The organism is Xanthomonas cissicola (assembly GCF_008801575.1).
Classification (GTDB): Bacteria; Pseudomonadota; Gammaproteobacteria; order Xanthomonadales; family Xanthomonadaceae; genus Xanthomonas; species Xanthomonas cissicola.
In genome coordinates, this window is sequence record NZ_VZPL01000040.1 from 1 (window position 1) to 14,325 (window position 14,325).

General features: G+C 65.8%; 11 protein-coding genes and 1 pseudogene. 4 read left to right on the top strand and 8 right to left on the bottom strand.

Annotated elements, in window-relative coordinates; translation table 11 throughout:
* From F7R02_RS15995 to ubiE, 8 genes and pseudogenes are all read right to left on the bottom strand, one after another.
* Positions 1-216, bottom strand: a pseudogene (locus tag F7R02_RS15995) (c-type cytochrome); the annotation flags it as partial.
* Positions 217-241: 25 nt separating this feature from the next.
* Positions 242-2,017 carry a quinoprotein dehydrogenase-associated putative ABC transporter substrate-binding protein gene (locus F7R02_RS16000; RefSeq protein WP_078591321.1) on the bottom strand — a complete coding sequence of 592 codons (1,776 nt, stop codon included), beginning with the start codon at positions 2,015-2,017 and terminating at the stop codon, positions 242-244.
* Entirely contained in the window at positions 2,014-3,873 is a 1,860-nt protein-coding gene (locus F7R02_RS16005) for a methanol/ethanol family PQQ-dependent dehydrogenase (RefSeq protein WP_425478579.1), read from the bottom strand. Before F7R02_RS16005 ends, F7R02_RS16000 begins: the two co-directional genes overlap by 4 nt.
* A gap of 624 nt (positions 3,874-4,497) precedes the next feature.
* A complete protein-coding gene (locus F7R02_RS16010; RefSeq protein WP_078591357.1) occupies positions 4,498-5,112 on the bottom strand; it encodes an HAD family hydrolase in 615 nt (204 codons plus the stop codon).
* A gap of 353 nt (positions 5,113-5,465) precedes the next feature.
* Positions 5,466-6,185, bottom strand: a complete 720-nt coding sequence (locus F7R02_RS16020; RefSeq protein WP_078591320.1) for a hypothetical protein — start codon at positions 6,183-6,185, stop codon at positions 5,466-5,468.
* A 189-nt stretch (positions 6,186-6,374) separates the two neighbouring features.
* On the bottom strand, positions 6,375-8,321 hold the full coding sequence (locus F7R02_RS16025; protein ID WP_078591319.1) for a M1 family metallopeptidase: 1,947 nt from the start codon (positions 8,319-8,321) through the stop codon (positions 6,375-6,377).
* A gap of 118 nt (positions 8,322-8,439) precedes the next feature.
* Complete coding sequence (locus F7R02_RS16030) at positions 8,440-9,330, bottom strand: GGDEF domain-containing protein (protein WP_003482753.1); 891 nt, start codon at positions 9,328-9,330, stop codon at positions 8,440-8,442.
* Positions 9,331-9,519: 189 nt separating this feature from the next.
* Positions 9,520-10,281: a bifunctional demethylmenaquinone methyltransferase/2-methoxy-6-polyprenyl-1,4-benzoquinol methylase UbiE gene (ubiE, locus tag F7R02_RS16035; protein WP_003482754.1), complete on the bottom strand. Its 762-nt coding sequence runs from the start codon at positions 10,279-10,281 to the stop codon at positions 9,520-9,522.
* Positions 10,282-10,368: 87 nt separating this feature from the next.
* On the opposite strand from ubiE, the gene F7R02_RS16040 reads away from it, so the two are divergent.
* From F7R02_RS16040 to F7R02_RS16055, 4 genes are all read left to right on the top strand, one after another.
* A complete protein-coding gene (locus F7R02_RS16040) occupies positions 10,369-12,018 on the top strand; it encodes an MFS transporter (RefSeq protein WP_078591318.1) in 1,650 nt (549 codons plus the stop codon).
* On the top strand, positions 12,015-13,103 hold the full coding sequence (locus F7R02_RS16045; protein ID WP_003482758.1) for an HlyD family secretion protein: 1,089 nt from the start codon (positions 12,015-12,017) through the stop codon (positions 13,101-13,103). The genes F7R02_RS16040 and F7R02_RS16045 overlap by 4 nt, the downstream gene beginning before the upstream one ends.
* Before the next feature lie 113 nt (positions 13,104-13,216).
* Entirely contained in the window at positions 13,217-13,717 is a 501-nt protein-coding gene (locus F7R02_RS16050; RefSeq protein ID WP_078517423.1) for a GNAT family N-acetyltransferase, read from the top strand.
* A complete protein-coding gene (locus F7R02_RS16055) occupies positions 13,714-14,169 on the top strand; it encodes a nucleoside deaminase (protein ID WP_039580914.1) in 456 nt (151 codons plus the stop codon). The genes F7R02_RS16050 and F7R02_RS16055 overlap by 4 nt, the downstream gene beginning before the upstream one ends.
* Positions 14,170-14,325 lie beyond the last annotated feature (156 nt).

Genomic DNA, 14,325 nt, shown 5'->3' on the forward strand with positions numbered 1-14,325 from the left:
GCGGCCGGCGGCTGGCGCAGGCGCCGGTGCGCTGGCGGCCGCCGGTGGCGGGGGCGGTGCATCGGCGGCCGGTGCCGGCGGTGCCTCCTTGCCGCATGCCGCCAGCACGACGCTGAACATCAATGCGCACAGCGGTGCGCGGACAAGACGATCGAAACAACCCTTGGTGGACGTGCGCATGAACGAACCTTTCTGATCGGAGGGAACACCGCGCACCCCGTGCACGCGGCGGGTGACGCAATCATTCGCGCGCTGGGCGCCTGGCCTTGGTGAGCAACGTGGCCAGTGGGGTGTCGCCACGTGCCTGCGCCAGATCTGCGGCGGTCTTGCCGTCGCGGTTACGTACAGACGGGTCGGCGCCCGCAACCAGCAACCGTTTGGCGACCGCCTCGCGTCCGGCCGCTGCGGCCAGCATCAGCGCGGTGACACCAGCCTGATTGGCGTGACCGACCTCGGCACCGCGTGCGAGCACGGCATCGAGAATGGCCGGGTCGTCGCGCGCCACGGCAAACATCACCGGGGTGAATCCGGTGGAATTGGCGCGCCGCACATTCGCGCCCTTGTCCAGCAGCGCCTGCACCACCGCGACATCGGCATACGACACCGCAAGATCCAGTGCGCTCCAGCCATCGCTGGACACGGTATCCACCGGCGCGCGCTTGGCCAGCAGCCTGCTGAGGCTGTCCGCATCGTTGGCCCAGGCCGCCTTCATCAGCGCGGTCCAGCCGCTGGCGTCGCGGGCGTCCAGGCGTGCGCCGGCATCCAGCAGCAGGCCGACCAGATCCGGCTGCTGGTTGCGGATGGCCTGGTGCAGCGGCGGCTCGCCCAGCAGGTTGGGGTGATTGGCATCGGCGCCATGGCGTAGCAGCCATGCCGCACGCACGGCATCGCCGGCATCCAGCGCATGCGCCAGTTCCTGATTCGGGTCGGCACCGTCGGCGATGCGTAATTGCAGCTGCGCCAGCTCCTGCGATGAGGCCGCCGGGCTGGGCGCAGTGGATGCCGGTGTGGGCGTGACATACGGCCCATGCGATGCCAGCTCGCCGGCTACCACGCAGTCACGACAGCGCACCAGCGGCACGTGATACCTGCGCAGGATTTCCGCGATCTTGGCCGCGCTTTGCTGCAACGCCGTGTTCAATGCATCACGCAGGTCGGCATTCTTGCGCGACACCGCCCAGGCCATCGAATACTCCAGTACCGCATCGTCGATGGTGTTCAAGGGCACCAGACCCAGGCCGCTGCGCTGCGCGTAATACCCGGCCACCGGGCCCCAGGATTCGGCCGCATCCAGCGTGTTGGCGGCGACCCGTTCGACCAGCTTGCCGGGGTGTTCTTCCGGCGCGGTGGCCGAGTCGTAGAACAGGTATTGCACCTCACCGCTGATGCCGTGCTCGTACAGCGCCTGACGCGCAGGCGAGCTCTGGAACACGCCCAGGCGCAGCTTTTTCAACGCCGGGTCGTCCAGCGAGGTCGGCCTCAACGACAAGCCTTGACGTGTGACCAGCACATACGCCGAGCGATAGACCGGGCGCGTGGTCAGCCCCTGCTCGAAATCGCTGTTGAGGTCCATCAGTACATCGCAGCGGCCCGCATTGATGGTGCTACGCGCCAGGCCGCGCTGGTAATAGGTGCGCCACTCGTATTCCAGGCGCCGGCCCATGGCATCGGCAACCACCTGCGCGATCTTGTTCTGGAAGCCTTCGCCGGCCTTGTTGGACAACGGCATGTTGCCCGGGTCTGCGCACACGCGCAGGACGTGCGGATCTGGCGTAGGTGGCGGCGCGGATGCCGCGGAAGGCGTGGTTGCCGGCGCAGCGGTGGATGCAGGCGCCGCAGCGGACGCCGCATCGGAATGAGAAGCGCGAGCCATCGGTGAGGACGGCTCGCGTGTGCAGCCTGCGGCGACGAGTCCGAGGCTGCACAGCACCAGCACCTGCTGCAGGTGCCGGGTGATGCCGCGCACGCCGGCAGCAAGCTGCCGAGGTGCGCGCCCAACGCCTTGCGTGCAGGTCATCGTGCCGTCTTCGCTGCTGCATTGGCGGTGCCGCCGCCTGCGGTGGCAGTGGCAGTGGCAGTCACGGTCTTGCCGGCGCCATCGATACGGAAGCTGTGGACCATGCCGCCGAGCGGGATCTTGTCGAAGCCCGCACCGAACGCCAGCCCCGCCGCACCCAGTGCGCCATACGGATCGGACGGATCCAGGCCTGCAGTGACCGGCAAGCCGATCCACCCGCCGATACCGGAGAACACCGCCACGTACTGATGGCCGTTGGCCTTGTAGGCGATGGGGTTACCGATGATGCCGGACGGCAACTTGGTCTCCCACAGCTTCTTGCCGGTGTCCTTGTCCACCGCGCGGAACCACCCATCCAGCGTGCCGTAGAACACCAGCCCGCCGTCGGTGACCAGGGTGCCGCTCCACACCGGATACTTCTCCTTGATCTCCCACTTGGACTTGCCTTCCACCACATCGAACGCCTTGACGATGCCCAGCGCGCCGGGCTCGTTGGGCTTCATCATCACGTTGGCGAACACGTACGGCAGACCCATCATGGTGTTGCCGCGCTCCTGCGGTTCCAGCTCCATGTGCCAGTTGTTGGTGCCGCAGAAGAACACCGCCGCATTGGCCGGATCCACCGAACACGGCTGCTGGTCCTTGCCACCCATCGCCGACGGGAACGCCTGCACCTTCTTGCCGCGTTCCAGTGGCGAATGCGCGGCCACCTTCACCGGACGGCCGGTCTTCATGTCGATGCGTTCGGCCCAGTTGGCCGGCACGAACTTGTGCGCGCGCAGCAGCGTGCCATCGCAACGATCGAGCACGTAGGCAAACCCGTTGCGGTCGAACTGCACCACCGACGGAACCTGCTTGCCATCGATGGTCAGGTCGACCAGGATCGGCTCGTTGATGCCGTCGTAATCCCACTGGTCGAACGGGGTCTTCTGATAGCCCCATACCGCTTCGCCGGTATCGATCTTGCGGGCGAACAAGGTCATCGACCACTTGTTGTCATGCTCGCCGTTGTTGCATTCCTCCTGCGAGGTCTTGCCGCAACGATACGACGGGCTCCACAGGCCGGGATTGCCGGTGCCGTAGTACACCAGCTTCAACTTCGGGTCGTAGCTGTACCAGCCCCAGGCTGCACCGCCTCCGCGCTTCCATTCGTCGTTGGGAAAGGTCTTGACGCCCAGGTCGCCAAGCTGGCCATGCTGCGGATTGGCCTTGTTGAAATCCGGGCCCAGGCAGATCGCCTTGTCGGTACCGGCCGCATCGCAGGACCATGCCTGCTTGCCATCGGCAAGGTTGTAGGCGGCCACGCGACCGAGCACGCCGAACTCGTTGCCGCTGATGCCGGCAACCACCTTGCCGTCGGCGATGATCGGCGCCATGGTGATGGTTTCGCCCTTGTCCGGGTGCGCAAGTTTTTGCTTCCACACTTCCTTGCCGGTCTTGGCATCGAGCGCGATCACATCGCCGCTGAGGCTGCCGAAGACCAGCTTGCCGTCGGCATACGAGGCGCCACGGTTGACCGTGTCGCAGCACGCCACCGCCACCGACCGTTCGTCCTGTTGCGGGGTGTATTTCCACAACACCTTGCCGCCGTCGTCCTGCGCCGCAAGATCGATGGCGAACACGTTGTTCGGATACGCGCTGACCATGTACATGATGCTGCCGATCACCAGCGGCTGGCCTTCGTGGCCGCGCGTGGCGTCGGTTTTCATCTCCCACGACATCTTCAGATTCTTGACGTTGTCGCGATTGATCTCGGCCAGCGGGCTATGCCGGGTGAGTGCGAAGTCGCGCCCCACGCCACCCCAGTTGTCCGCATTGCTGGCATTGGCGGTGAACTCGCTATCGGTGTCGACCACGGCCGCGGCGGCGGGCCAGACAGAACGGCGCTCAGCGCAAGCATGAGCAGCGCGGCGCTGCGTACGCTGCGACAGGAAGATTGGTGCATGTGCGTCTACCCCTCTCGTTTGAACAACCAGTCGGTTGAAACATCCCGCAGCGCAGGCGCTATCACCGCCGTGGCGATGCGGACGTAGGAAACGTCGGGAGAGACCTGAGCAAACGGCATGCCAGCACACTGGTGCGCCGCACCACGTCGAGTCAGCGAGGGCCGGGGGTGATGACGGCGCGCTGGGCATCTCGCGCTGTCACGGTTTTGGCACAGTTTGCGCAGCACGTGCTGTGACACAGGTGGTGCAGACGGTCCAGTGACATCCCAGCAACGCCGAGCGTGTCCTGAACTCAGATCGCTGCGCCGCTGATGCAGGGCAATGCGCTATGGCAAGCAGCACTGCGCGATGTCGCCAGGCATGCCGGTCTTCTCCCCCGCTGGGCGAAGGCGTCAGAAAGGCGAATGCGGAGACGGGTACGGCCAATAGACAGGTGCGCCGTCCACGACCCGTCATGGCGTCGGCGGCTAGTCAACAGTTCCCATGCCTGCTCGGGTGCACGTTACCCCCGTTGCACAGGCACAACGCGCCACCCTAGCCCTCCCATTGCGCGAGCAACTGCGTGCAATCGTGCAGGCGCCAGTCGGCGAAACCGGGCCAGGGGTCGCCGGATGTATTGACCAGGACAGTGCACGCACCGACGGAGCGGCCGCAGGCCAGGTCATTGTGGTGATCGCCGACCATGACCAGCGCGCTGCCCTGCACCGACCAGCGCCGCGCGAAATAATGCAGCCCGTCGGGCGCAGGTTTTGGGGCAGCCTCGTCGCGGCCAACGATGTCGTCCCAGGCGAATGCATCGTCCAGACCGATCGCCTGCAACGTGATCTTTGCCAGCTCACGCGCGTTGCGGGTGAGCATGCCAAGCCGGCAACCGGCGGCATGCAGCGCGCGCACCAGCGCCACTGCGCCCGGCGCGGCGCGTGCGCCTTGGGCGAGCGCACGCTCGTGTTCGAGCAACCAGGCATGCTTGGCCGCCGCTTCGTCGGCCGGTAACGCTGCCAGGTGATGCAGGATGTCCGTCGTTGGCGGAATGTCCAGGACGCGGCGGATCAAGGCGAAATCGTGCGCAGCTTCGGTCAGCGTGCCGTCCATGTCGAAGACCCAATGGCGATAGTCGGACAACGTGGGAGAGAGAGCGGCGCTTGTCATGTTGTCCATCCTTGCAAAGACATCAAAGTGATCGATTCGGTGCGGCAGGCGGCGGCGCGGCCAACCTGCAGTGCGCAATCGGCGACCTCGCCCAAGGCGGTCAACCAGGCGTTTGCGCGCATCGCCAAACAGGTGCGGGTGGCGCTCGCTCGACATGTCCCTGCGCGGACACGCCAACGCGCGCGCCCCTTCATCCGAACGAATGCGCGCCAGGTCTGCTGACCATCCCGAGCGCTGAATGCCGATGCGCTGCAGCGCCATCACACCGGGTTACTGCACTATCGATCAAGCGCGGCAATGCTGCACCAACTCGCAAACAGATCGGTGTACGCCAGCACTCATCGCGGACTCGCCTACTTCCACCCGGGCATCTGCGTGGTGTCCAGGCCGCCGACCTCAAACTCTGCGGTGCGCGTACCGCCGGCCTTGACCGGGAAGGTAATGCCGATGCGCTTGGCGTTGCGTACGAGCTTCCACAACGCTTTGTCATCGTCGATGAACATGGCAATGGCTTCGTCGGTATCCGGGCGGTGCGCCGCCATGGCACGCGGTGCGCCGCCATCGGCCGTCACCTGCAACTTGCAGCCACCGTAGCAGTTGAAATCGCCGGCCTTGAGCACGAGGTAGCTGTGGCGCTTCCACTGCGGATGATCGCGAAACACCAGGCTGACCGGCTTGGGTCCGCTGCCATCCACATCCACACGTTGCTTGGCGTCGATCATCGCCGAGCGCTGCGTACCGCCCTTGGCCGGCACCTGCGAGTATTGCCACAGCGCCTGCATGCGGCGCAGCTCGCGCGCCTGCTCGCCCTTGGCCTTGATATCGGCATAGCCTGGCTCGATGCGCGTGGCGGCCGCAGTGCCCGCATAACCTTCGATCAAGGCCGCACCATGCGCACGCGCCATGTCCCAGTTCTGCGCTTTCACCGCTTCGTCGTATTGCTTGGCGAGCGCCTCGGCCTGGGTTTCCTTGGCCTGCGCCTGCGCGGTGGCCTGCGCCTGACGTTGCGCCTCGCGGTCGGTGCAGGCACTCAAGGCGGCGACGCACAAGGCCGCGCTCAGCAGATACTTCATCGTCGACTCCGGGGCGAATTCAACGTCAACGATACCAGCCTGCCCGCCGTACCCGCGATCAAACCCGTAGACCGTAGGAGCGCACCCGGGCGCGATGGAGCATTCCCGGTAACGCCACCTCGCGCCCGGGTGCGCTCCTACGGCAGCGATGGAGGTGGCGGAGGGCGTCTGCAACGCCCTCCGCTGCCATTACGGCTGCGCCGGCGGTGCCGCTTTCGCCTTGGCGATCATCTCGGCCACCGATGCGGTGGTGATCGGGTGATAGCTGGGCTTGGCCTTTTCGAAGGCCTGTTCGGCGAACGCGATGCCGTCCGGGGTCTTCAACAATTCGGCGTAGATCGGCAGCACCAGCTTGCGGCGGCCGACGCGTTCGATGAACTCGCCCGCGGCAGCGCGCGCGTCGGTGTAGCCGCTGCGAATGGCCAGCGGATACCAGCGCATCGCGATCTCGCCATTCGGCGTGCCGGTGAAGTGGTACGCCTCGTCCAGCTGCTTGAGCTGCTCGGGCTTGAGCGTGGCGCCCATGCCGCTGAGGAAGTGCACCCATTCCTGCGTGCCCCACTCGCTGGTGACCTGCTTGTTCGGCAAGGTGCCGCTGCCGCTCCAGGCGATGCGTGCGGTATCCACGATCGAGAAGCTGCGCGAGCGCGCCTTGGCCGCAAATGCCGGAATGCCCGGCTGCTTCAGCCACGCATCCACGTCGGCTGCGCTCACCGTGTTGGGATGCTTGTCCAGCAGGTTCTTCTTCAGGTAATCGACGAACTGGTCGGTGGTGGCGCTCTGGAAGGCGTGATCGTCGAACCAGCCGCGCAGGAACGGGTCGAATACCTCGCGGCCGAAGCGCTGCTCCAGGAACTGCAGGAACCACGCGCCCTTGACGTAGGCGACCTGGCTCAAGGCCTCGTCGGGGTCGCGCTGGGCCAGCGGCGGCAACTCCAGCACCTGGTCGGCCGGCGGCATGTCCTTCACTTCGGCCAGCAGATCGCCCTGGTCGATCTCGCGCTCCATCTCGGCCATCTCGGTGCCGTACAGCGCCTCGGTGATGCGGCCCTGCACGTAGGTGGTGAACCCTTCGTTGAGCCAGATGTCCTTCCAGCTGGCATTGGTCACCAGGTTGCCGGACCAGCTATGCGCCAGTTCGTGCGCCACCAAAGAGACCAGCGACTTGTCGCCGACGATCACGGTGGGCGTGGCGAAGGTCAGGCGCGGATCTTCCATGCCACCGAACGGGAACGACGGCGGCAGCACCAGCATGTCGTAACGGCCCCAGCGATACGGGCCGTAAAGTTTTTCGGCCGCACCGATCATCTTTTCGGTGTCTTCGAATTCCTTGGCGGCCTTGTCGGCCATGGCCGGCTCGGCCCACACGCCCGAGCGCGCGGAAATCGGCTTGAACACCACATCGCCGGCGGCGATCGCCAGCAGGTAGGACGGAATCGGCTCGGGCATCGTGAAGCTGTAATCGCCGTCGCGTGCCGCCTTGGGGTCGTTGTCGGCGCTCATCAGCACCATCACGTCCGGGCGCGAGGTGACATGTGCGCTATAGGTGAAGCGCACGCTCGGGGTGTCCTGCAGCGGCACCCAGCTGCGCGCGTGAATCGCCTGCGACTGGCTGAACATGAAAGGCAGCTGCTTGCCTTCGGTCATCGACGGCTCCAGCCACTGCAGGCCCGAGGCCGTCGGCGCGGTGTGATAGGTGATCACCACCTTGCCCGGCTGATTCGGCGCTTCGATGGTGAGTTTGCTACCGAAGGTCTTGTCGGCCGGCGCCAGGGCGAACTGCAGCGGCGACAGGCCGCCCTTGCCATCGTCTGCCTGTACCTGCGCAATGCTCAACTCGCGCGTATCCAGCACCAGTTGCTTGGCGGCTTTGTCCTTCCACTCCAGCGTGTAGGTGGCAGTGCCGCCGATCTGCTTGGCATCGAAATCCAGCTTCAGGTCCAGCGCCAGGTCCTTGATGACCACCAACTGCGGCTGGGCGTAGGAACTTTCGTCGTGGTTGCGGGCGTCTGCTTTCACGGGAGCCTTGGCAGTGGCGGCCGGCGCGGTGGGGGATACCGACGGCGTGGAGTCATTGGAACAGCCGGCCAGCGCGATGGACACGGCCAGGGACAGCGACAGGAACGGGAAGCGCATCGACGGCACCGCAGCAAGGAGAATTGGGCATTTTAGCGCCCTGCGCCGCAGCCTGCCCGTGCCATCGGCGGCCATAAGCGATGACCTGCCACTCAGTATCGCAACCGGCTTGCCCAGGTCAGATCACCGGATGGCCGCGCGGAGCGTCGTGCCCGTCGCGCACCAGACGCCGGCCACCGGAGAACTTGGCGCGATACATCGCCGCATCGGCGCGGCGATACAGTTCGGTGGCATCCAGCCCTTGTTCGCACACCGCACTGCCGGCGCTCACATGCAGCGGCGCATCGCCGGCATCCTCGCGCTCGAGCATCGAGAGCCATTGGTTGAGCTTGAGCGTGGCGTCGTCTTCGCTGGCATGGATGCCGATCAGGAATTCGTCGCCGCCCCAACGCCCGACCCAGTCCTGCGCACCCAACCAGCCGTAGGCCGAGTCCACCAGGCGCACCAGCACGCGGTCGCCAGCCAGATGGCCGAAGCGGTCGTTGATCTGTTTGAGGTTGTCCATGTCCAGCACGAACAGCACGAACGGCCAGCCTTCGCGTTGCGAGGCGATCACCGAATCGCGCATCGCCTGTTCGCAACCGCGCCGGTTCAGCGCCTCGGTCAGCGGGTCGAACAAGGCGTGTTTCTTGAGATCGCGCATGCCGGCATCGATGCCACGCAGGCTGCGGTTGATGCCGCGCAACAGCCGGCCCAATTCGTCGTCGCCCTGTTCCGGAAGCGTGGGCAGGCGCTGATCGGCGTAATACGAATCCAGCGCATCGGCGGCGATGCGCAGCGGCGCCAGCAGCCGATACAGCGCAACCAAGGTCAGCGCGGTGCCGGCCAGCGTGGCCAGCAATGCCACGATCACCACCGACCACAGCGGGCGCCCGTCCAGTTCGCTCTGCGATGCCAACCAGGCGATCAACAACAGCAACGGCAGATGGATGCCCAGGAAGGTCACCGCCAGCAGTTTGGCGCTGAAGGAGCGGGGAAACACGCGCGAGAGCCCGGCGTACAAGCGCATCCAACACTCCGGCAAAAGAGCGCTTAGCGTCGCCGAGAGCGTGTGGAGCCAACGCGACGGAAGTCTCAGACTTCGCTGGTTGTACCCATGTGCGGCACCGGTTCGCCTCAACAAGCGATCCCGTGCACGCGGTGGGCGAGCGCCAGCGCACGCTAAGCGCGCCGACGCCAGCCGGCTCAACCGCCCTGCTTAGATCTTGTAGCCGGAGTGGATCGCCACGATGCCGCCGGTGAGGTTCTTGAAGTGGCAACGCGCAAACCCGGCCTCGCCCATCATGCCCTTGAGCGATTCCTGTGGCGGATGCTTGCGGATGCTTTCGGCCAGGTACTGGTAGCTATCGGCATCGCGCGCGAACAGCTGGCCCAGCCTGGGCAGGATCTTGAACGAGTGGAAGTCGTAGATCGGCTTGAACCAGTCGGCGGTGACTTCGGAAAATTCCAGCACGCGCGCCTGTCCGCCCACCTTCAGCACGCGGTACATCTCGCGCAAGGCGGCGTCCTTGTCGGTGACGTTGCGCAGGCCGAAGGAAATGGTCACCAGATCGAAACTCTGGTCCGGGAACGGCAGCGCTTCGGCGTTGCATTGCACGTAGTCGAAACCGGACACCAAGCCGCGGTTGGTCAGCCGGTCGCGGCCCACCGACAGCATGCCGGCATTGATGTCGCCCAGCACCACGGCCCCTTCGTTGCCCACCCGCTCCTTGAGCAGCACGGCGATGTCGCCGGTGCCGCCGGCCAGGTCCAGCACGCGGTCGCCTGGCTTCACCTGCGCGGTCGCCACGAAGTAGCGTTTCCATGCGCGGTGCACGCCCAGACTCATCAGATCGTTCATCAGGTCGTAATTGCGCGCGACCGAGGTGAACACTTCGCCGACCAGCTTCTGCTTGTCCTTGGCAGCGACATCGCGAAAGCCGAAATGGGTAGTACCGGAGGTATAGGGGGATTCGCTCATGGGCGGATTATCGCACCGCTGACGCCACCATGACCGCAACCGGACCACAATCGCGCTTTCACCTGCGACCGGCCCTGCGAGCATTCAGTGCGCGACAAGTACGTCCAGCGCGACTGGCAGCCCCATGAGCGGCCCACCCTGCCGGGGTCGGCCTCCACCCCGCTGCACCCTACCCGGCGGCGGATCCAGTACGGCCTGGTGGGCGTGGTGGTGGCGCTCACCGGCGGGCTGAGCAATGCCCTGGTCACCGCCAACCTGACCTATCTGCAAGGCACCTTGGGCGCCTACGCCACCGAAATGGCCTGGCTGCCGGCCGCCTACGTGATGACCAACATGTCGGCGAACCTGCTGCTGGTGAAGTTTCGCCAGCAGTTCGGGCTGCGCCGGTTCACCGAAATCTTCCTGGCGCTGTACGCGCTCATCGCCTTCGCGCACCTGTTCGTGCACAGCCTGAGCTCGGCGATCACCGTGCGCGCCGCGCATGGCTTGGTGGGCGCCGCGCTCAGCTCGCTGGGCCTGTACTACGTGATCCAGGCATTTCCAACGAAATACCGGCTCAAGGCCGTGGTGCTGGGCCTGGGCATGACCCAACTGGCGTTGCCGCTGGCGCGGGTGTTTTCCACCGACCTGCTGGAATTTGGCGAGTGGCAAGGCCTGTACTTGTTCGAGTGCGGGCTGGCGGTGTTTGCGCTGGCCTGCGTGCTGGCGCTCAAGTTACCGCCGAGCGACCGGTATCGCGTGTTCGAGCCGCTGGATTTCCTCACCTTCAGTCTGTTCGCCACCGGCGCCGCCGGCCTGGCCGCGGTGCTCTCGCTCGGGCGCCTGCTGTGGTGGACCAGTACGCCGTGGCTGGGCGTGGTGCTGGCCGCATCCATCGTGCTGCTGTGCACGGCGGCCTGGATCGAACACAACCGCCGCAATCCGATGATCAACACGCGCTGGCTGGCCAGTGCGGACATGTTGCGGCTGGGGCTGGCGATTCTGTTGATCCGGCTGGTGCTGTCCGAACAAAGCACCGGCGCCATCGGCTTCTTCCAGACGCTGGGTCTGGCCAATACGCAACTGCAGACCCTGTTCGCGCTGATGCTGCTGGGCGCAGTGGTCGGCGTGGCGGCCAGCGCGTGGCTGATCAACCCGGCGCGGGTTGCCGAACATCTGATCATCGCGGTGGCGGCCATCTGTACCGGCTGCTTCATGGATGCCGATGCCACCAGCCTCACCCGCCCCGAGCAGATGTATGCGAGCCAGTTCCTGCTCGCCTTCGGCAGCACGTTCTTCATCGGCCCGGCGATGGTGGCCGGCATCGGCCGGGTGATCGCCCAGCCGGGCAACCTGATCAGTTTCATCGTGCTGTTCGGCATGGCGCAAAACATGGGCGGCCTGCTCGGCAGCGCCCTGCTCGGCACCGTGCAGGTGGTGCGCGAGAAATACCATTCCAGCCAGTTGGTTGAACATCTGGTGCTGACCGACCCGCAGGTGGCCGCGCGCGTGCAGGCCTATGCAAGCCTGTATGGCCGCAGCATCGGCGACCCGGCACTGCGTCAGGCCCAAGGCGTGCGCACGCTGGGCACCGTCGCCACGCGCGAGGCCAATGTGCTGGCGTACAGCGACGTGTTCCTGTTGATCGGCTGCATCGCCATCGCCACCGGCGTGTGGATCCTGTCCGTGCTGGTGTGGCGCCGCTATCTGCGGCCCTCGGTATCGCCCTCCCCTCCTGCTCCCACTGCGCGCCCATGAATACACCAGCAGATTCCTCCCCGCCTGCCGACCGGCAACGTCGTCGGCGTCGCCGTCTCGCCGGGGTCATCGGCTTCGGCGGGCTCGCCCTGATCGGCGTGGCGCTGGTGCTGTATGCCTGGCGGTTGCCGCCGTTCGTCAGTGCGATCGAACGCACCGAAAATGCGATGGTGCACGGTCAGATCACCGTGATTGCGCCGCAGGTGAGCGGCTATGTCACGCAGGTGCCGGTGCAGGACTTTGCGCACGTCAAGCGCGGCCAGCTGCTGGCACGCATCGACGACCGCATCTATGCCCAGCAACTCGAACAGGCCAAGGCGCAAGTGCAGACCGCGCAGGCCAACCTCGCCAACTGGGATCAACAACGGCATAGCGCCGAAGCGACGATTGCCGAGCAACGCGCGGCGCTGAGCAGCAACCAGGCACAACGCGACCGCACCCGTTCGGCCTATGCACGGACGCAGCAGCTGGCCAGCCAGCAACTGGTCTCCGAACAGGACCGCGACACCGCATTCGCCGCGCGCGCGCAGGCCGAGGCCGGCGTGGCGCAGGCACGTGCCGCAGTGCAGGCCGCCGAAGAAAACGCGCGCAGCGTGACCGTCAACCGCGCCGCGTTGGAAGCCGCGGTTGCCAACGCGCAGGCCGCCGTGCAGCTGACACGGATCAACCTGGACAACACGCGCATCCTGGCCCCGCGCGATGGCCAGCTCGGTCAGCTTGGCGTGCGCCAGGGCGCCTACGTCACCAACGGCACGCAGCTGATGTCGCTGGTGCCGGACACGCTGTGGATCGTGGCCAATTTCAAGGAAACCCAGATGGCCCGGATCCGGATCGGCCAGCGCGCCAGCTTCACCGTGGATGCACTGGACAATGCGCGTCTGCATGGCCGCGTGCAGGACATTTCGCCGGCTGCCGGCTCCGAATTCAGCGTGCTGCCGGCCGATAACGCCACCGGCAACTTCGTCAAGATTGCCCAGCGCATTCCGCTGCGCATCAGCGTCGATCCGGACCAGCCACTGGCGCCGCGGCTGCGGCCGGGCATGTCGGTGGTGGTGGCCGTCGATACCGACAGCGCGGTCGACTAGGCACAACCTGCCCCCGAGCGTGGGCAGCAATGCCGTCGCACGCAGGCAGGTCGGCCAGTCCCCATAGGCATGACGTCGCAGCTCAACCGCGGCACAGCCGCTATCATGCAGTGATGCCCACCCTGCCTCTTCCTTCCCTGCACTGGCAACATCTGCGGTTTGCGCAACTGAGCGCCACGCAGCTGTATGCGCTGCTGCGGCTGCGCACGAATGTGTTTGTGGTGGAGCAGCAATGCGCCTATCCCGAACTGGATGGCAAAGATACCGATCCCGCCGTGCTGCATGTGCTGGGTACCGCCAATGACGCTGCGTTGGCGGCTTACCTGCGCGTGCTGCCCCCAGGCTTGAGTTATTCCGAACCGAGCATCGGCCGTGTGGTCGTCGCTGCTGCATTTCGTGGCACTGGACTGGCGCATGCGTTGTTGCGCGAAGGCATTGGGTTGGTGCACGCGCAGTGGCCGGGTCGCGCGATCCAGCTCGGTGCGCAGGCGCACCTGCAATCATTCTACGCGGCGCACGGATTTGCGCCTGCTTCCGCACCGTACCTGGAAGACGGCATTCCCCATCTCGACATGCTGCGCCCTGCCGGCGCGGCCCCTTTGGAGTTCGCATGATCACCACTCCCGACTACCGCGCGTTGCTGGACACCGCCATTGCCGAGGCCCGCCAGGGCCTGGCCGAAGGCGGCATCCCGATCGGCGCGGCGCTGTATCACAACGACGGGCGCCTGCTTGGCTGCGGCCATAACCGCCGCGTGCAGGAAAACGATCCCTCGGTACACGGGGAGACCGACGCGTTTCGCAAGGCCGGCCGCCAGCGCCGCTACAAGGACACCATCATGGTCACCACGCTGGCGCCGTGCTGGTACTGCAGCGGGCTGGTGCGCCAGTTCAACATCGGCACCGTGGTGGTCGGCGAATCGGTCACGTTCCGGGGCGGCATCGCATGGTTGCGCGAGCACGGCGTCAACGTGATCGATCTGCAGAGCCAGGAATGCATCGATCTGCTCGGTGGCTATATCTCCGCCAACCCGGATGTGTGGAACGAAGATATTGGCGAGGACTGAGGTCAGCTAAAGCACCATGGCATTGCCGCACCATCACAGGCCGCGGGCAATGCCGCTGCGCAGCGGGCGTTGCGTTGCCCCATTCCACAATGCCGATCATTGCCAAAGCCCGCCTCGTCCGTCGTGCATGCTGCAAACAAAAAGACCCGCCATTGG